Annotated in this window: 14 protein-coding genes; all 14 read left to right on the top strand. The window is 73.4% G+C overall.

All coding sequences use genetic code 11. The annotated features are described in order from the left end of the window. Positions 1 to 100: 100 nt before the first annotated feature. The 14 genes from QRN56_RS08375 (at position 101) to QRN56_RS08310 (ending at position 18,223) form a co-directional block, all read left to right on the top strand. Positions 101 to 2,023: an ABC transporter ATP-binding protein gene (locus QRN56_RS08375; protein ID WP_502928772.1), complete on the top strand. Its 1,923-nt coding sequence runs from the start codon at positions 101 to 103 to the stop codon at positions 2,021 to 2,023. After that, on the top strand, positions 2,020 to 3,909 hold the full coding sequence (locus QRN56_RS08370; protein ID WP_285102357.1) for an ABC transporter ATP-binding protein: 1,890 nt from the start codon (positions 2,020 to 2,022) through the stop codon (positions 3,907 to 3,909). Before QRN56_RS08375 ends, QRN56_RS08370 begins: the two co-directional genes overlap by 4 nt. Positions 3,910 to 3,991: 82 nt before the next feature. Beyond that, on the top strand, positions 3,992 to 4,378 hold the full coding sequence (gene hisI / locus QRN56_RS08365; RefSeq protein ID WP_285102356.1) for a phosphoribosyl-AMP cyclohydrolase: 387 nt from the start codon (positions 3,992 to 3,994) through the stop codon (positions 4,376 to 4,378). After that, on the top strand, positions 4,375 to 5,982 hold the full coding sequence (locus QRN56_RS08360; RefSeq protein ID WP_285102355.1) for an anthranilate synthase component I: 1,608 nt from the start codon (positions 4,375 to 4,377) through the stop codon (positions 5,980 to 5,982). Before hisI ends, QRN56_RS08360 begins: the two co-directional genes overlap by 4 nt. After that, complete coding sequence (locus QRN56_RS08355; protein ID WP_285102354.1) at positions 5,979 to 6,665, top strand: Trp biosynthesis-associated membrane protein; 687 nt, start codon at positions 5,979 to 5,981, stop codon at positions 6,663 to 6,665. The genes QRN56_RS08360 and QRN56_RS08355 overlap by 4 nt, the downstream gene beginning before the upstream one ends. Before the next feature lie 61 nt (positions 6,666 to 6,726). Continuing rightward, the gene (locus QRN56_RS08350; protein WP_285102353.1) at positions 6,727 to 6,987 is read left to right on the top strand and encodes an HGxxPAAW family protein; all 261 of its coding nucleotides are present in this window, start codon (positions 6,727 to 6,729) and stop codon (positions 6,985 to 6,987) included. Between the two features lie 7 nt (positions 6,988 to 6,994). Then, positions 6,995 to 7,285 (top strand): DUF4190 domain-containing protein, encoded by a 291-nt coding sequence (locus QRN56_RS08345; protein ID WP_285102352.1) that lies wholly within the window; start codon positions 6,995 to 6,997, stop codon positions 7,283 to 7,285. Beyond that, the gene (locus QRN56_RS08340; protein ID WP_285102351.1) at positions 7,269 to 7,700 is read left to right on the top strand and encodes a DUF2752 domain-containing protein; all 432 of its coding nucleotides are present in this window, start codon (positions 7,269 to 7,271) and stop codon (positions 7,698 to 7,700) included. The genes QRN56_RS08345 and QRN56_RS08340 overlap by 17 nt, the downstream gene beginning before the upstream one ends. A gap of 216 nt (positions 7,701 to 7,916) precedes the next feature. After that, positions 7,917 to 8,732, top strand: coding sequence for an indole-3-glycerol phosphate synthase TrpC (gene trpC / locus QRN56_RS08335; RefSeq protein ID WP_285102350.1), 816 nt, complete (start codon positions 7,917 to 7,919; stop codon positions 8,730 to 8,732). 11 nt (positions 8,733 to 8,743) lie between these two features. Continuing rightward, complete coding sequence (trpB, locus tag QRN56_RS08330; RefSeq protein WP_285102349.1) at positions 8,744 to 10,039, top strand: tryptophan synthase subunit beta; 1,296 nt, start codon at positions 8,744 to 8,746, stop codon at positions 10,037 to 10,039. Next, the gene (gene trpA, locus QRN56_RS08325) at positions 10,036 to 10,965 is read left to right on the top strand and encodes a tryptophan synthase subunit alpha (protein WP_285102348.1); all 930 of its coding nucleotides are present in this window, start codon (positions 10,036 to 10,038) and stop codon (positions 10,963 to 10,965) included. Before trpB ends, trpA begins: the two co-directional genes overlap by 4 nt. Next, positions 10,962 to 12,041: a prolipoprotein diacylglyceryl transferase gene (gene lgt / locus QRN56_RS08320; RefSeq protein WP_502928769.1), complete on the top strand. Its 1,080-nt coding sequence runs from the start codon at positions 10,962 to 10,964 to the stop codon at positions 12,039 to 12,041. The genes trpA and lgt overlap by 4 nt, the downstream gene beginning before the upstream one ends. Positions 12,042 to 12,156: 115 nt before the next feature. Further along, a complete protein-coding gene (gltB, locus tag QRN56_RS08315; protein ID WP_285102347.1) occupies positions 12,157 to 16,740 on the top strand; it encodes a glutamate synthase large subunit in 4,584 nt (1,527 codons plus the stop codon). Then, positions 16,733 to 18,223: a glutamate synthase subunit beta gene (locus QRN56_RS08310; RefSeq protein ID WP_285102346.1), complete on the top strand. Its 1,491-nt coding sequence runs from the start codon at positions 16,733 to 16,735 to the stop codon at positions 18,221 to 18,223. Before gltB ends, QRN56_RS08310 begins: the two co-directional genes overlap by 8 nt. The last annotated feature ends 27 nt before the right edge of the window (positions 18,224 to 18,250 follow it).

The following is an 18,250-nucleotide window of genomic DNA, read 5'->3' as shown; positions in this document are numbered from 1 at the left end:
GTAAATCCGTCGAATCGATTCCCGCGCCGTGAGAAAATTACGGGGTCCCCCCAGGAAGCGAGGTCTTGCCGTGCCCCCAGAAGCCCCGCGACCCACCCCGATGGCCCTCACGGGCTCTCGTGTGCGCCGCTCGATCTCGTTGATGTGGCGCGGGATGCGCTCGCACCCCGGCATCTACCTGCTCGCCGTGGGGGCGTCCGGAATCTTCGGCGCCCTGACCGTGGGCGTGAGCCGCGCGGTCGGCTGGGCCACCGACTCCGTCGTCGTCCCGGCCATCGCGGGCGACGAGGCTGCCCGTGACCGGGTCTGGCTCGCCGGCCTCGTGCTCGCGGCCGTCGCGCTCATGCTCGCCCTGTCCGTCGCCGGCCGCCGCATCTGGGCGGGTTACGGCGTCGTCCGCATCCAGGCCGACCACCGCACCGCCCTGACCCGGCAGTACCTGCGGCTGCCCGGCTCCTGGCACCGCTCGCACCCCGCCGGCCAGCTCCTGAACCACACAACCTCGGACACCGAGGCCGCCACCGGCGTCTTCAACCCGCTGCCGTTCGCCCTCGGCGTCGTGGTCATGATCGGCGTCTCCGTGGTGATGCTCGTGACGATCGACCCGTGGCTGGCGCTCGCGGCGCTCGCCGTCATCCCGGTCACCGTGGCCGTGAACGCCGTCTACCAGCGGCACATGTCCCCGGCCGTGACCCGGGCGCAGCGCCTGCGGGGCGACGTGGCCGACGTCGCGCACGAGAGCTTCGAGGCCGCCCTGCTCGTCAAGGCGCTCGGCACCGAGGACCGCGAGGAGAGCCGGTTCGGCGCCCGCACGCAGGAGCTGCGCGCCGCGAACGTGCGGGTCGGCATCGTCCGCTCGCTCTTCGACCCCGTGATCCAGACCCTGCCGTCGATCGGCACCCTGCTGGTGCTCGGTGTCGGCACCTGGCGCATCTCCGCGGGCGCCGTCGAACCGGGCGACCTCGTCACCGCCGCCTACCTGCTCACCATGATGACCGTGCCCGTGCAGGCGTTCGGCTGGGTGCTCGGCGAGCTGCCGCGCGCCCTGGTCGGCTACGAGCGCATCGCCCAGGTCGCCGACGCGACCGGCGCGCTGGCCCACGGCGACGCCCGCCTGCCGCGGGCCGCTCGCCCGACCGGGATGGCGGTACGCCTGACGGACGTGGGCGTCGACGTCCCCGCGATCAGCGGGGCGGTCGGCCGCTCGATCACCCTGCTCGACGGCGTGGACGTCGACGTCCGGCCGGGCGCCACGGTCGCCGTCGTCGGCACGACGGGGGCCGGCAAGACCACCCTCGTGAGCCTCCTGGCGCGGCTCTCCGACCCGACGCGCGGGCAGGTGCTGCTCGACGGCGTGGACGCCCGCATCCTGGCCGACGGCGAGATCCCCGCCCACGTCGCGCTCGTCACGCAGTCCACCTTCATCTTCGAGGACACCGTGCGCGGCAACGTGACGCTCGCCGACGCGGGCGCCCCCGGGGCGCCGTCGGACGACGAGGTGTGGGACGCCCTCCGGCTCGCCCGTCTCGACGAGACCGTCCGTGAGATGCCCGGCGGCCTCGACGCCCCGCTGGGCGAGCGCGGTGCCAACCTGTCCGGCGGGCAGCGACAGCGCCTCGCCATCGCGCGCGCCCTGGTGCGCGCCCCGCGCCTGCTCGTGCTCGACGACGCGACCAGCGCGGTCGACCCCCGCGTGGAGCAGGAGATCCTGCGCGGCCTGGCCGCCCGGACCGACGGCGACACCACGCCCGGCGCCGGCGCGCCCGGTGCCGAGGCCCCGGGCACCACCGTGATCATGGTCGCCTACCGCATGTCGTCGGTGGCGCTCGCGGACCGCGTGGTGCACGTCGAGGGCGGCCGCGTGGTCGACGTCGGGACGCACGACGAGCTCATGGCGCGCGACCCCGGCTACCGCGCGCTGGCCACGGCCTACGAGGCCGAGACCGAGCGTCGTGAGCAGGAACGGGCGGACGAGGCGGCCGCCGGGACGCTGGACGACGAGCTGGAGGAGGTGGCCCGATGACCGCGGTGACGGACGAGCCCGACGTGACCGACGTGCCCGAGGACCTGCTCGACGCCGACGGCGCCCGCATCGAGTCGGCCAGCAGCCTGGGCGTGTTCGCGACCCTGCGCCGCGGGATCGAGATCAGCCCCGAGATCACCCGGGGGCTGTGGGTCACGCTCGGCCTCGCGTCCCTCGCGGCCGCGGGCCGCGTGGTGGTGCCGCTCGCGGTGCAGCAGACGATCGACGTCGGCATCCTGGCCGACGGCGGGCCGGACGTCGGCCAGGTGGCCATGCTCGCGTCGCTGGCGGCGGGGGCGCTCGTGCTGGCCGCGCTGTGCGCCGCGCTCGTCAACGTGCGCCTGTTCCGCTCGGCCGAGGCCGGGCTGGCGACGCTGCGCGTCAAGGCGTTCCGGCACGTGCACGACCTGTCGACCCTCACGCAGAACACCGAGCGCCGCGGCGCTCTGGTCTCGCGCGTGACCAACGACGTCGACACGGTCTCCCTGTTCGTGCAGTGGGGCGGCATCATGCTGCTCGTCAACGTGCTGCAGGTGCTCGTGGCGACCGGGCTGATGCTGGTCTACTCGCCGATCCTGACCGCCGTGGTGTGGATCGCCTTCGTGCCGATGTTCCTCGTGATCCGGTACGGACAGAAGTACGTGAACCGCGCGTACACCCTGGTGCGCGAGCGGGTCGGCGCGATGCTCGGCGCCATCTCCGAGTCCGTGGTGGGCGCCGAGACGGTGCGCGCCTACGGCGTGTCCGAGCGCACGGGGCGCCGCATCGGCGGCGCCGTCGAGGCGACCCGCAGTGCCCAGGCCCGGTCCCAGGTGCTGGTCGCGGCGACGTTCTCGTCGGGCGTGCTGATCTCCAACCTGGTGCTCGCCGTCGTGGTGGTCGTGGGCACGTTCCTCGGCGTGGGCGGCGGCCTGACGGCGGGTCAGCTCGTGGCCTTCCTGTTCCTGGTGCAGCTCTTCACCGGGCCGGTGCAGATGGCCACGGAGATCCTCAACGAGCTGCAGAACGCCGTGGCCGGCTGGCGGCGCGTCATCGCGGTCATCGAGACGCCGGTCCAGGTGGCCGAGAAGCCCGGCGCCGTGACCCAGGAGCGCGGGCCGGCGCACGTGACGCTGCGCGACGTCCGGTTCGCTTACCCGGGCGGCCCCGAGGTGCTGCACGGCGTGACGCTGGACCTGCCGCCGCGCACCAAGGTGGCCGTGGTCGGGCAGACCGGCTCCGGCAAGACGACCGTCGCCAAGCTCGTCACCCGGCTCATGGACCCGACGGCGGGCGTCGTGGAGCTCGACGGCACGGACCTGCGCGAGCTGACGTTCGCCTCGCTGCGCGAGCGCGTGGTGCTGGTGCCGCAGGAGGGCTTCCTGTTCGACGGCACGGTGCTCCAGAACGCGGCCTACGGGCTGCGTGCGCCGCTGGAGGCGCCCACCGCTGCCTCAGCCGAGGACGACGGCGAGCCCGCCGCCGGGCACCGCGTGGCGGTGGAGCGCGCCTTCGCCGAGCTCGGCCTGGCCGACTGGGTGGCGGACCTGCCCGACGGGCTCGAGACGGCCGTCGGCCAGCGGGGCGAGGCGCTGTCCGCGGGGGAGCGGCAGCTCGTCGCGATCGCGCGCGCCTACCTCGCGCAGCCGGACCTGCTGGTGCTCGACGAGGCGACGTCGGCCGTGGACCCCGCGACCGAGGTGCGGATCGCGCGGGCCCTGGACTCCCTGACCGCCGGCCGCTCCACGATCACGATCGCGCACCGGCTGTCCACGGCCGAGGCGTCCGACCTGGTGGTCGTGGTGGACCAGGGCCACGTCGCCGAGGTCGGCGCCCACGCGGAGCTGGTCGCGGCGGACGGTGTCTACGCCCAGATGTACGAGAGCTGGGTGGCCCAGACCCGGTAGGTCCGGTCGGCTCTCGGACCGGATCGCGGGCCGGCGGCGGACATCACACCGCCGTCGGCCCACGACGTGGCAGGATTCTCAGGTGCCCGAAGTTCTCGACCCCACGATCTCCGCCCGCCTCAAGCGCGACGACGCCGGCCTGGTCGCCGCCGTGGTCCAGCAGCACGACACGGGCGAGGTGCTCATGGTCGGCTGGATGGACGACGAGGCCCTGCGCCGCACGCTCACACAGGGGCGGGTGACGTTCTGGTCCCGCAGCCGGGAGGAGTACTGGCGCAAGGGCGACACGTCCGGCCACGCCCAGTACGTCAAGGCCGTGAGCATCGACTGCGACGGCGACGCCCTGCTGGTCCAGGTGGACCAGGTGGGTGCCGCGTGCCACACGGGCGCGCGCACCTGCTTCGTCGCCGGGGGCGACCTGGGCGCCGTGGTCGGCGACCGCAACCAGCACGACGAGGAGATCCGGTGACCCAGCTCGACAGCCAGCCCGGCACCCACGAGGCCCGCGCGGCGACCGCACCGGCCGACCTGCCCTGGGGCCGCACCTGGCCGAGCCTGCCCGAGTTCCGGGGGATGGCCGCCGACCGCCGGGTGATCCCCGTGGTCCGCCCCCTGCTGGCCGACGACGCCACGCCCGTCGGCCTCTACCGGACCCTGGCGCAGGGCCGGCCGGGCACGTTCATCCTGGAGTCGGCGGAGTCCGACGGCGTGTGGGCGCGCTGGTCGTTCGTCGGCGTCGCGTCGCGCGCGACCCTGACCAGCGACGGCGGCCAGGCCGTGTGGACCGGCGACGTGCCCGTGGGCATCCCGACGCGCGGCGACGTCGTCGACGTGGTCGAGGCGGCGCTCACCGCCCTGCGCACGCCCGGCGTCGAGAACCTGCCGCCCCTGACCGGCGGACTGGCCGGCGTGCTGGGCTGGGACATCGTGCGGCACTGGGAGCCGACGCTCCCGGCGACGGCCCCGGACGAGACGGGCGCGCCCGAGCTCGCCCTGTGCCTCGCCACCGACCTCGCGGTGGTGGACCACCGCGAGGGCACGGTCTGGCTGGTCGCCAACGCGATCAACGCGGACGCCACGGACGAGCGCGTCGACGAGGCCTACGCGGACGCCGTCGCGCGGCTCGACGCCATGCAGGCGCAGCTCGCGGCCGGCGGGCCGCGCGTCACGTCCGTGGTGGCCGAGGACGTGCCCGAGCCGCAGCTCGAGTTCCGGTCCACGCGCGAGGAGTTCGAGAACGCGGTCCTCGCGGGCAAGGAGGCCATCCGCGACGGCGAGGTGTTCCAGGTGGTGCTCTCGCAGCGCCTGGACCTGGAGTGCGCGGCCGACCCCCTGGACGTGTACCGGGCGCTGCGCACGATCAACCCGAGCCCGTACATGTACTACTTCCACCTGGCCAAGCCCGACGGCGCCGAGTTCGCCGTGGTCGGCTCCAGCCCGGAGACGCTGGTCAAGGTGGACGACGGCCACGTCACCACCTACCCGATCGCCGGCTCCCGCCCGCGCGGCGCGCACCCGGAGGAGGACGCCGAGCTGGGCGAGGAGCTCCTGGCCGACCCCAAGGAGCGGGCCGAGCACATCATGCTCGTCGACCTGTCCCGCAACGACATGGTCAAGGTCTGCGAGCCCACCAGCGTCGAGGTGGTCGAGTTCATGAAGGTGCGGCGGTTCAGCCACATCATGCACATGTGCTCCACCGTCGTGGGCCGGCTGCGGCCGGGCTTCGGCGCCCTGGACGCCCTGCGGGCGACCTTCCCGGCCGGCACCCTGTCCGGGGCGCCCAAGCCCCGGGCGATCGCTCTGATCGACGAGCTGGAGCCCGCCTCGCGCGGCATCTACGGCGGGGTGTGCGGCTACTTCGACTTCGGCGGCAACATGGACATGGCCATCGCCATCCGCACCGCGTACATCGCGGACGGCCGAGCCAGCGTCCAGGCGGGCGGCGGCATCGTGGCCGACTCGGTGCCCGCGTCCGAGTACCAGGAGTCGCGCAACAAGGCCGCGGCTGCGGTCCGCGCCATCCAGCTCGCGTCGCGCCTGACGCCGCTGCGCACGGCCGGGGGCGACCGGTGACCCGCACCCGCACCGTCCTCGCCCTCCTCGTGCTGGGCGCGCTGACGTTCGGCACGGGCTCGCCCACCTGGATCACCACCACGGTGGCCACGGCGCTGGAGCCCGAGGTGGCGGTCGCCGCCTCCGGCACCTCGGCCGCGCCGGGCGTCGGGGCCGGAGCGCTCGTGCTGCTGGCCGCGGGCATCGCCTGCGCGCTGACCGGCCGTGTGGCCCGGTACGTGGCGCTCGTGGTCGCTGCGGCGGCCGGCGTGCTCGTGGTGGCCAGCACGCTCGTCGTCATCGGCGACCCGACGCCCGCCGCGACCAACGCCGCGTCCGCCACGAGCGGCGTCACCGAGCTCACCTCGCCCGTCACGCTGACCGCGTGGCCCTGGGCGGCGGTCGCCACGGGCGTGCTCGCCGTGGCCGTCGCCGTCTGGGGCGCCGTCGCGGCCCGCGGCTGGACGGCGACGTCGGGCCGGCACGAGCGCGCGGGTCAGGGCCCGGCCGCCGGCACGGCGACCACCGCCGGCGCCCCCGCCACGGCCGCGGGAACGGCCCCCGCCGACGGCGCCGCGGGCAGGCCCGCGGGCGACGGCGGCACCGGACCCGCGCCCGAGGAGCCCGGCGCCGACGACGACGAGATCGACCCCCACGACGCCTGGGACGCCCTGTCCCGGGGCGACGACCCGACGGGCCGCTGACCCGGCCGCGAGCGGTTAGGCTGGGCGCGTACCGCACGACACGAAAGGCATCAAACCTGCGATGACCGAGAACAAGCCTGAGATCGCCTACCTCCCGCCGGGCGTCCCGCCGACCAACCACGGCCACACGGTCGCCGCGTGGGTCACGATGGTCGGGATCACGCTGGGTGTGCTGATCTCCTCGTGGGGCGTCATCGTGGCCCAGTCGTGGTCGGCCTGGCTGGTCCTGTTCGTGCTCGGCTTTGTCGTCATCGGGGCCTCGCTCATCATCGGTCTGGTGCTCCGCAACCTCGGCCTGGGCCAGAAGCCGGTCGGACGGTAGCCACACCATGACCGCCCTGGAGATGGCCGCGCCGTCCGCCGCGTACCCCCGCAACAGCCTGGGGGTCTGGTCGCTCGTGCTGGGCATCGTGTCGATCGTGCTGGCGCTCGGCATCCTCACGGGGATCCCCGCCATCATCGTCGGCAACCAGGGCCGCCGCGCCGTGCGCGCCGGCGAGGCGAACAACGAGGGGATGGCGCTGACCGGCGTCGTGCTGGGCTGGCTCTCGCTCGCGATCCTCGTGTTCGTGATCGGGCTGGTCGTCGTCCGCTTCCTGGCGGGTGGGCCGAATTCCTGACGCCGCCGTCCGGCCGGCGGCGCCCGCCCTGCGGGCGCCGCTCCTGGCCGGTGCGGCCGTCGGTGCGGCCACCCTGCTGGTGGCGCTCCGCGACCCGCACGTGCCCGGCTCCTACGGGTTCTGCCCGCTGCTGGAGCTGACCGGCCTGGCCTGCCCGCTCTGCGGCGGGCTGCGCGCCACGCACGACCTGGCGCACCTCGACCTGGCCGGCGCCTGGTCGGCCAACGCGCTGTGGACGGTCACCGCCCCGGTGGTCGTGGTCGTCTGGCTGGCCTGGCTTTTGGCCGCGGTCCGCGGCCGCCCGTTCCGCGGCCTGTCGAGCACGGCGGGCTGGGTCACGCTCGGGGTCGCGCTCACGTTCTTCGTGGCACGCAACCTGCCGGGGCTGCAGCAGTACCTGACCCCCTGGATCTGATCCCGGCCCTGATCAGGCGATCTCCAGGGAAACGAGGCGGACGGCGCCGTCCGGGATCTGACGGGCCGTCGTCTCACGGTCCGGGAGTGGTCAGGACCACACCCTGGATCCGCCTACCATGGCCATGGGGCACACGTCCCGGCAGTGGTAGGGGCGTGATCAGGCGCACGAGGCCGCATGCCAAGGGCAGAGCGAGGGCACGGGGAGGCTCATTACATGTCGGTCCTGGAGGACATCGTCGCGGGGGTACGTGAGGACCTCGCGGAGCGTGAGGCACGCGTGCCTCTCGACGCGCTCAAGGAGCGCGCCAACGCGGTGCCCGGGGCCCTCGAGTGCCTCGGCCGCCTCAAGCAGGCGGACGCCGTCTCGGTGATCGCCGAGGTGAAGCGCTCGAGCCCCAGCAAGGGCTCGCTGGCCCCGATCGCCGACCCGGCGGCGCTCGCGGTCGAGTACGAGACCGGCGGGGCCTCGGCGATCTCGGTGCTCACCGAGCAGCGCCGGTTCCACGGTTCGCTGGCGGACCTGGACGCGGTGCGCGGCCGGGTGGACGTCCCGGTGCTGCGCAAGGACTTCGTCGTCACGCCCTACCAGGTCTGGGAGGCCCGCGCGCACGGGGCGGACCTGGTCCTGATCATCGTGGCGGCCCTGGAGCAGACGGTGCTCGAGTCGCTCGTCGAGCGGGTGCACTCCCTGGGCATGACCGCCCTGGTGGAGACGCACAACCTCGAGGAGGTGCGCCGGGCGGTCGACGCCGGGGCGCGCGTCGTGGGCGTCAACGCCCGCAACCTGAAGACCCTCGAGCTGGACCGCGGCCTGTTCCGCAGCCTCGCCGAGTACATCCCGGACGACGTGGTCAAGATCGCGGAGTCCGGCATCCGTGGCCCGCACGACGTGATGGAGATGGCCCGGGCCGGGGCGGACGGCGTCCTGGTGGGCGAGGCGCTCGTGACCGACGGCGCCCCGCGTGCCTCGGTGGCCGACCTCGTCGCCGCGGGCTCGCACCCGTCGCTGCGCTCCGTCCGTCCGGCCTGAAGGGATCCGAGGTGACCGATGTGAAGCTTGCCGACGTCTCCGGCCCGTACTTCGGCCAGTACGGCGGGCGCTTCGTGCCCGAGGCGCTGATCGCCGCGCTCGAGGAGCTCGACACGGAGTTCCGCAAGGCGGCCGACGACCCCGCGTTCGCGGCCGAGCTGCAGCGCCTGCACCGGGAGTACACCGGCCGGCCCAGCCCGCTGACCGAGGTGCCGCGGTTCGCCGCGCACGCGGGCGGCGAGTCGGGTGGGGTGCGGGTGTTCCTGAAGCGCGAGGACCTCAACCACACCGGTTCGCACAAGATCAACAACGTGCTGGGCCAGGCCCTGCTCGTCAAGCGCATGGGCAAGAAGCGCCTCATCGCCGAGACGGGGGCGGGCCAGCACGGTGTCGCCACCGCCACCGCGGCGGCCCTGATGGACCTCGAGTGCGTGGTCTACATGGGCGAGGAGGACACCCGGCGGCAGGCGCTGAACGTGGCGCGGATGCGCCTGCTCGGCGCCGAGGTCGTGCCGGTGAAGATCGGTTCGCGCACGCTCAAGGACGCGATCAACGAGGCGCTGCGCGACTGGGTCGCCAACGTCGAGACCACGCACTACCTGCTGGGCACCGTCACGGGCCCGCACCCGTTCCCCGAGATGGTGCGCCAGTTCCACCGCATCATCGGCGAGGAGGCGCGCGAGCAGATCCTGGAGCGCACCGGCCGCCTGCCCGACGTCGTCGCGGCGTGCGTGGGCGGCGGGTCCAACGCGCTCGGCATCTTCAACGCGTTCCTCGACGACAAGGACGTGGAGCTGCGCGGCTTCGAGGCCGGCGGCGAGGGCATCGAGTCGGGCCGGCACGCGGCCCGCTTCAGCGGCGGCGCGCTGGGCGTGCTGCACGGCGCGCGCTCGTACCTGCTGCAGGACGACGACGGCCAGACCCTGCCCAGCCACTCGGTCTCCGCGGGTCTGGACTACCCGAGCGTCGGCCCGGCGCACGCGTGGCTGCACGACCTGGGCCGGGCCACCTACGAGCCCGTGACCGACGACGAGGCCATGGAGGCGTTCCGCCTGCTGTGCCGCACCGAGGGCATCATCCCGGCCATCGAGTCGGCGCACGCCCTCGCGGGCGCGCTGCGCGTGGGCCAGGCCGCGGCGGCCGAGGGCCGCACCGGCCCCGACGGCGAGCCGCTCGTGCTGCTGGTGAACCTGTCCGGTCGCGGTGACAAGGACGTGGCGACGGCGGCCCGCTGGTTCGGGCTGCTGGACGGCGCGGACAACAACGTCGCGGCGGAGGAGCTGGAACGACAGGAGGGCCGGGGATGAGCACGGTGACGCAGCAGGCCACGGGGCCGGACACGCACTCCGGCACCGCCGACCTGATCGCCCGCCTGCGCGAGCAGGAGAACCGGCCCGCCCTGGTGGGCTACCTGCCGGTGGGCTACCCGACGGTCGACCGGTCGATCGAGGCCCTGAAGACCCTCGTGGACCACGGCGTCGACATCATCGAGCTCGGCATCCCCTACACCGACCCCGTCCTCGACGGCCCGGTGATCCAGGCGGCCGCACAGGGCGCGCTCGACGCGGGCGCGCGGGTGCGGGACGTGTTCCGCGTGGTGCGGGAGCTGACCGAGTACGCGCCGCACGTGCCCGTGCTGGTCATGACCTACTGGAACCCGGTGCTCAAGTACGGCCCGGACGCGTTCGCGCGCGACCTGGCCGCCGCGGGCGGCGCCGGGCTCATCACCCCCGACCTCATCCCGGACGAGGGCGCCGACTGGATCGCGGCGAGCGAGGCGCACGGCCTGGACCGTGTGTTCCTCGTGGCCCCCAGCTCGACGCCGGAGCGGCTGCGGCTGACCGTGGGCCAGTCCCGCGGCTTCGTGTACGCCGCGTCGCTCATGGGTGTCACGGGGGAGCGGAACCAGGTGGGCTCGCGCGCCGAGCAGCTCGTGGCCGACACGCGCGCCGCCGGCGCGCCGAACGTCTGCGTGGGCCTGGGTGTCTCCACGGGGGCGCAGGCCGCCGAGGTCGGCCGCTTCGCCGACGGCGTCATCGTGGGCTCGGCGCTGGTCCGCCCGCTCCTGTCGGACGGCCCGCTGCCGGACGACGAGTGGGCGGTCCGTCTCACGAATCTGGCCGGGGTCACGGAGGACCTCGCCGCCGGGGTACGGTCGGCTCGCGCTCCCGCGCCCACCGACCCACCTGCCGCCACGCCTGGCGGTGCGACCACCTCCGGAGAGGCCCTGTGACGCTGCTGACCGCACTGCCGGCCGCTCTGACCGTCGAGCTGCCTGCCGCGTTGTCCGCCGCGCTCCCCGGAGCTCCCGCCGCCACCCAGATTCCCAGCCCGTCCCAGCACACCTGGTACCTCGGGATCTTCCCGCTGCGCGCCTACGCGCTGGCGATCCTCGCGGGCATCGTGCTCGCCGTCTGGCTGACCGCCCGGCGGTGGAAGGCACGCGGGGGCAGCCCGGACGACGTCCTGGAGATCACCTTCTGGGCGGTGCCGTTCGGCATCGTCGGGGGCCGGATCTACCACGTGCTCTCGTCGCCCGACCGGTACTTCGGCGAGAACTTCGCGGGCGGGGGCGACCCCGTCAAGGCGCTCTACGTCTGGGAGGGCGGCCTCGGCATCTGGGGCGCTGTGGCGCTCGGCGCCGTGGGTGCCTGGATCGGCTGCCGCAGGCAGGGTGTGCGGCTGTCGTCGTTCGCCGACGCCGTGGCGCCGGGCCTGCTGATCGCGCAGGCCGTCGGCCGCCTCGGCAACTGGTTCAACCAGGAGCTGTACGGACGGCCCACGGAGCTGCCCTGGGGCCTGCACATCGACGCCGAGTACCTGGTGTCCAACCCGGCCACGGGCGTGGCGTACCCCGAGGGCACGCTCTTCCACCCGACCTTCCTGTACGAACTCCTGTGGAATCTCCTGATGGCCGGAGTTCTGCTGTTTCTCGACCGTCGGTTCAGGTTGGGTCATGGGCGGGTATTCTGGGCGTACGTCCTGCTCTACACTCTCGGACGGGTCTGGATCGAGATGCTCCGCATCGACGATGCGGAGCAGGTGCTGGGGCTCCGCCTCAACGTCTGGACCTCGATCCTGCTGGGCCTTGCGGCCCTGGTGGTCTCGATCGTGCTGGCTCGAAGGTTCCCCACCAGGGAAGAGTCGGTGCGGCTGCGACCAGAGGACGACGAACCGCCGGCGGGCCCACGGGCCGAGCCGGAGCCTGACCCAGGAGTCGAAGGGACCGGCGAGGCCGCGGCCGAGCCGGAGGAAGTAAAGACAGCTGCACAGGAGGAGTCCGACGCGGACGCCTCCGTGCGCACCTGAGGGGCACGACCGCCGGGACCACCGGACGACGAGCCCCCTGACCGACCGGGCCGCCGTCGTCCCGGACCACCGCAAGGAACTGCGCCCGGCTACGGCCGGGTGCCTGTGAGGACCCATGACCAAGCCGTTGCCGACACAGAGGGTTGGGCTGCCCACGCAGACGTTTGAAGGCGGCCTGTACGACCCCGCAGCCGAGCATGACGCGTGCGGCGTCGCCTTCGTGGCGACCCTGCGTGGCACGCCCGGGCGCGACATCGTCGATGCCGGGCTGACCGCCCTGCTGAACCTCGACCACCGCGGCGCGGTGGGAGCGGAGGAGGACAGCGGCGACGGCGCCGGCATCCTCACCCAGATCCCCGACGCGTTCGTCCGTGACGTCGTGGGGGTCGACCTGCCGCCCGCCGGGATGTACGCGATCGGTACGGCGTTCCTGCCGACCGACGAGGCCGAGCGCGACGCCATGGTGCGCCGCGTCGAGTCCCTGGCCGCCGAGGAGAAGCTCGACGTGCTCGCGTGGCGCGACGTCCCGGTCGACGCCGGGATCGTGGGCCCGACGGCGCGCGCCTCGATGCCGGTGTTCCGTCAGATCGTGGTGGCCGACCCCTCGCGGAGCCTGTCCGGGATCGACCTGGACCGCCGCTGCTACCGCCTGCGCAAGCGGGCGGAGAACGAGGTCGGGCTGTACTTCGCCTCGCTCAGCGCCCGCACCCTGACGTACAAGGGCATGCTGACGACGGCGCAGCTCGAGCCGTTCTTCCCCGACCTGTCGGACCCGCGGTACGCCACCGAGCTCGCACTGGTCCACTCGCGGTTCTCCACCAACACGTTCCCGTCGTGGCCGCTGGCCCAGCCGTTCCGGCTGCTGGCCCACAACGGCGAGATCAACACCGTGCGCGGCAACCGCAACTGGGTCGCGGCGCGCGAGGGCACCATGGAGTCCGACCTGCTCGGCGACCTCGCGCCGCTCCAGCCCGTCTGCTCGCCCGGTGCGAGCGACTCGGCGAGCTTCGACGAGGTGCTCGAGCTGCTGCACCTGTCGGGGCGGTCCCTGCCGCACTCCGTGCTGATGATGGTGCCGGAGGCCTGGGAGAACAACGCGGGCATGGACCCCGCGCTGCGCTCCTTCTACCAGTACAACGCGAACCTCATCGAGCCGTGGGACGGCCCCGCCTCCCTCACGTTCACCGACGGCACCCTGATCGGCGCCGTGCTCGACCGCAACGGCCTGCGCCCCGGGCGCTGGTGGGTCACCGAGGACGGCCTGGTCGTGCTGGCCTCCGAGGCCGGCGTGCTCGACATCGACCCCGCCACCGTGGTCCGCAAGGGCCGCCTGGAGCCCGGCAAGATGTTCCTCGTGGACACCGGCTCCGGCCGGATCGTCGAGGACGAGGAGATCAAGTCCGGCCTCGCGTCGATGCACCCCTACGGGGACTGGATCCGCGAGCACTCGGTCTACCTCGACGAGCTGCCCGACCGCGAGCACGTGGCGCACAGCCCGGCCTCGGTGCGTCGTCGCCAGCGGGCCTTCGGGTATACCGAGGAAGAGCTCAAGATCATCCTGTCGCCGATGGCGACCACCGGCGGTGAGCCGCTCGGCGCCATGGGCTCCGACACGCCCGTCGCGGTGCTCTCGCAGCGGCCGCGGCTGCTGTTCGACTACTTCACGCAGATGTTCGCGCAGGTGACCAACCCGCCGCTGGACGCGATCCGCGAGGAGCTGGTCACGGCCATCGGCAGCGCCATCGGGCCGGAGCCCAACCTCCTGGAGGACCTGCCGGAGCACGCGCGCAAGCTCGTGCTGGGCTTCCCGGTGCTGGACAACGACCAGCTCGCCAAGGTCGTGCACGTCGAGCGCGACCGCGAGCTGGAGGGCCTGTTCCAGGCCGAGACGATCCAGGGCCTGTACGACGTCTCGGGCGGCGGCGGCGCGCTGCTGGCCCGGCTGGAGGCGATCTTCGCCGACGTCGACCGGTACGTGGAGGAGGGCGCGAGCTTCCTCGTGCTCTCGGACCGCGACGCCAACTCCGAGCTCGCCCCGATCCCGTCGCTGCTCCTGACCAGCGCCGTGCACCACCACCTGGTGCGCAAGCACACCCGCAACCGGGTCTCCCTCGTGGTCGAGGCCGGCGACGTGCGCGAGGTGCACCACGTCGCGCTGCTCATCGGCTACGGCGCGGCCGCCGTGAACCCCTACCTCGCGATGGAGACGGTCGAGGACCTCGCCCGCCGCGGGTACCTGGACGTCACGCCGGAGCAGGCGGTCGCCAACCTCATCAAGGCCCTCGGCAAGGGCGTGCTCAAGGTGATGTCCAAGATGGGCATCTCCACGATCATGTCCTATCGCGGCGCCCAGATCTTCGAGGCCGTGGGTCTGTCCCACGACCTGGTCGAGGACTACTTCACCGGCACCACCTCGCGGCTCGGCGGCATCGGCCTGGACGTCATCGCGGCCGAGGTCGCGGCGCGGCACGCCGAGGCCTACCCGCCGTCGGGCAACAAGAAGCCGGGCGAGCGCCTCACCACGGGCGGCGAGTACCAGTGGCGCCGCGACGGCGAGGACCACCTGTTCGACCCCGAGACGGTGTTCCGCCTGCAGCACGCCACGCGGTCCGGCCGGATGGACATCTTCCGGCAGTACACGCGGCGCGTCGACGAGCAGTCGAACCGCCTCATGACCCTGCGCGGCCTGCTGCGCTTCAGCCCCGACCGCGAGCCGGTGCCGATCGACGAGGTCCAGCCGGTCAGCGAGATCGTCAAGCTGTTCAACACGGGCGCCATGTCCTACGGCTCGATCTCGGCCGAGGCGCACGAGACCCTGGCGATCGCGATGAACCGCCTCGGCGGCCGCTCCAACACGGGCGAGGGCGGCGAGGACCCGGAGCGCCTGTACGACGACGAGCGCCGCTCGCGCGTCAAGCAGATCGCGTCGGGCCGGTTCGGCGTGACGTCGGAGTACCTCACGCAGGCCACCGACATCCAGCTCAAGCTCGCCCAGGGCGCCAAGCCCGGCGAGGGTGGCCAGCTGCCCGGGAACAAGGTGTACCCGTGGGTCGCCGCCACCCGGCACTCGACCCCCGGCGTCGGCCTCATCTCGCCGCCGCCGCACCACGACATCTACTCGATCGAGGACCTGGCCCAGCTCATCCACGACGCGAAGAACGCCAACCCGTCGGCGCGCGTGCACGTGAAGCTGGTCAGCGAGTTCGGCGTGGGCACCGTGGCCACGGGTGTGTCCAAGGCGCACGCGGACGTCGTCCTCATCTCGGGGCACGACGGCGGTACGGGCGCCTCGCCGCTCACGTCGCTCAAGCACGCCGGCACGCCCTGGGAGATCGGCCTGGCCGAGACCCAGCAGACGCTCGTGCTCAACGACCTGCGCGACCGCATCGTGGTGCAGGTCGACGGTCAGATGAAGACGGGTCGCGACGTCATCGTCGCGGCGCTGCTCGGTGCCGAGGAGTTCGGCTTCGCGACGGCGCCGATGGTGGTCTCGGGCTGCGTCATGATGCGCGTCTGTCACCTGGACACGTGTCCCGTCGGCGTCGCCACGCAGAACCCCGAGCTGCGCAGCCGGTTCACCGGCAAGCCGGAGTTCGTCGTGAACTTCTTCGAGTTCATCGCCCAGGAGGTGCGCGAGCACCTCGCGGCGCTCGGGTTCCGCAGCCTCGAGGAGGCCGTGGGCCAGGTGCAGGTGCTCGACACCCGCAAGGCGGTCGACCACTGGAAGGCGCAGGGCCTCGACCTGACGCCGGTGCTCGCCCGGCCGCAGCTCAAGGAGGGCTCGTCGCTGCGCCACACCCGGGTGCAGGACCACGGCCTCGCCCGGGCGCTGGACAACCAGCTCATCGCGGCCGCCGCCCCGGCGCTGGAGCGCGGGGACGCCGTCAAGATCGAGCTGCCGGTGCGCAACGTCAACCGCACGGTCGGCACCATGCTCGGCCACGAGGTGACCAAGCGGTACCGGGGCGCGGGCCTGCCCGACGACACGATCGAGGTGACGCTGACCGGGTCCGCCGGCCAGTCGCTCGGCGCCTTCCTGCCGCGCGGCATCACGCTGCGCCTGTTCGGCGACGCCAACGACTACGTCGGCAAGGGCCTGTCGGGCGGCCGCGTGGCGGTGCGGCCCGACCGCGCCTCGGTGCTCGACGGCGCCAACGTCATCGCGGGCAACGTCATCGGCTACGGCGCCACCTCCGGCGAGGTGTACCTGCGCGGACGCGTGGGGGAGCGGTTCGGGGTGCGCAACTCCGGCGCGACGCTGATCGCCGAGGGCGTGGGCGACCACGCCTGCGAGTACATGACCGGCGGCACCGTGCTGGTGCTCGGCCCCACGGGCCGCAACGTCGGCGCCGGCATGTCCGGCGGCACCGCGTTCTTCCTGGACCTGCGGGTCTCCCGCGTCAACCAGGCGGCGCTGGAGGCGGGCGAGCTCGCCGTCGGCGTCCTGGACGACGCCGACTGGGAGACTGTGCAGGGGCTCCTGGAGCGGCACCTGGCCGAGACCGGCTCGACCATCGCGGCCGAGCTGCTGGCGGACCCCGCCGCCGCGCGGGGCCGGTTCAGCCGGCTGCTGCCCCCGGGCTGGGCGCGCGTGCGCCTCGCCCTCGCCGAGGCCGAGGCCGACGGCACCGACATCTCGGGCAAGACCCAGTGGGACCCGTCCGTGTGGAACCAGATCATGGAGGTGGCACGTGGCTGACCCCCGAGGATTTCTGAAGGTCCGGGAGCGGGAGCTCCCGCCGAACCGGCCCGTCGAGGTGCGGCTGCGTGACTGGAAGGACACGCACGCGCACCGCGAGGAGGGGCAGGCGTTCCTGAAGGAGCAGGCCGGCCGCTGCATGGACTGCGGCGTGCCGTTCTGCCACCAGGGCTGCCCGCTGGGCAACCTGATCCCCGACTGGAACGACCTGGTCTGGCGCGGCCAGTGGGCCGACGCGATCGACCGCCTGCACGCCACGAACAACTTCCCGGAGTTCACCGGGCGGGTGTGCCCGGCGCCGTGCGAGTCGTCCTGCGTGCTGAGCATCAACCAGCCCGCGGTGACGATCAAGAACGTCGAGGTCTCGATCATCGACGAGGCGTTCGCGCGCGGCCTGGTCACGCCGCACGTCCCGGAGCGGCTCACCGGTTCCACGGTGGCCGTCGTCGGCTCGGGCCCCGCGGGCCTGGCCGCCGCGCAGCAGCTCACGCGCGCCGGCCACACCGTGGTCGTCTACGAGCGGGACGACGCCATCGGCGGCCTGCTGCGCTACGGCATCCCGGACTTCAAGCTCGAGAAGCTGCACATCGACCGCCGTCTGGCGCAGATGGAGGCCGAGGGCACCCGCTTCCGCGCCGGCGTGACGATCGGCGAGGACATCAGCTGGGACGCCCTGCGCCGCCGGTTCGACGCCGTCGTGGTCGCCACGGGCGCCACCGTGCCGCGCGAGCTGCCCCTGCCGGGGCGGGACCTGGCCGGCATCCACTACGCGATGGACTACCTGACGCCCGCCAACAAGGCGGTCGCGGCCGGTACGCCCGACGACCTGCCCGAGGGCGCGCCGACGGCGGCCGGCAAGCACGTCGTCATCATCGGCGGCGGCGACACCGGGTCGGACTGCCTCGGCACCGCGCTGCGCCAGGGCGCCGCCAGCGTCACCACGCTCGCCATCGGCAAGAAGCCGCCGGTCGAGCGCCCGGCGCACCAGCCGTGGCCCACCGACCCGATCCTGTTCGAGGTCTCGACCTCGCACGAGGAGGGCGGCGAGCGCACCTACCTGGCCTCCACGGTCGAGTTCGTGGCGCACGAGTCCGGGGCCGCCGCCGGGTCCGTCAGGGCCCTCAAGGTCGCGGAGACCCAGTACCTGCCCGACGGCCGCCGCGCGGCCACGCCGGGCACCGAGCGCGAGATCCCCGCGGACCTGGTGCTCGTCGCCATGGGCTTCACCGGCCCCGAGACCGGTGTGCTCGAGGAGCAGACCGGCATCGAGGTCACCGAGCGCGGCCTGGTGGCGCGTGGCGACGACTACGCCGCGAGCCTGCCGGGCGTGTTCGTCGCCGGCGACGCCGGCCGTGGACAGTCCCTCATCGTGTGGGCGATCGCCGAGGGCCGCGCCGCGGCCGCCGCGGCCGACACCTACCTCCAGGGCAGCACCGAGCTGCCCGCCCCGGTGCGCCCGCGCACGCTCGCTCTGCGATCGTGACCCGAGAACCCGTCCGGGAGTTGTACA

Origin of the sequence: Promicromonospora sp. MEB111 (assembly GCF_030209445.1) — a bacterium.
GTDB lineage: Bacteria > Actinomycetota > Actinomycetes > Actinomycetales > Cellulomonadaceae > Promicromonospora.
The sequence above is the reverse complement of the archived record's forward strand: the minus strand, read 5'-3'. Positions and strand labels throughout refer to the sequence as shown.

Bases quoted from the DNA above. Each gene is read 5' to 3' on its own strand.
- QRN56_RS08370 (WP_285102357.1), top strand. From the start codon at position 2,020: ATGACCGCGGTGACGGACGAGCCCGACGTGACCGACGTGCCCGAGGAC.
- trpA (WP_285102348.1), top strand. From the start codon at position 10,036: ATGAGCACGGTGACGCAGCAGGCCACGGGGCCGGACACGCACTCCGGC.
- trpC (WP_285102350.1), top strand. From the start codon at position 7,917: ATGTCGGTCCTGGAGGACATCGTCGCGGGGGTACGTGAGGACCTCGCG.
- gltB (WP_285102347.1), top strand. From the start codon at position 12,157: ATGACCAAGCCGTTGCCGACACAGAGGGTTGGGCTGCCCACGCAGACG.
- QRN56_RS08345 (WP_285102352.1), top strand. From the start codon at position 6,995: ATGACCGCCCTGGAGATGGCCGCGCCGTCCGCCGCGTACCCCCGCAAC.
- QRN56_RS08350 (WP_285102353.1), top strand. From the start codon at position 6,727: ATGACCGAGAACAAGCCTGAGATCGCCTACCTCCCGCCGGGCGTCCCG.
- QRN56_RS08375 (WP_502928772.1), top strand. From the start codon at position 101: ATGGCCCTCACGGGCTCTCGTGTGCGCCGCTCGATCTCGTTGATGTGG.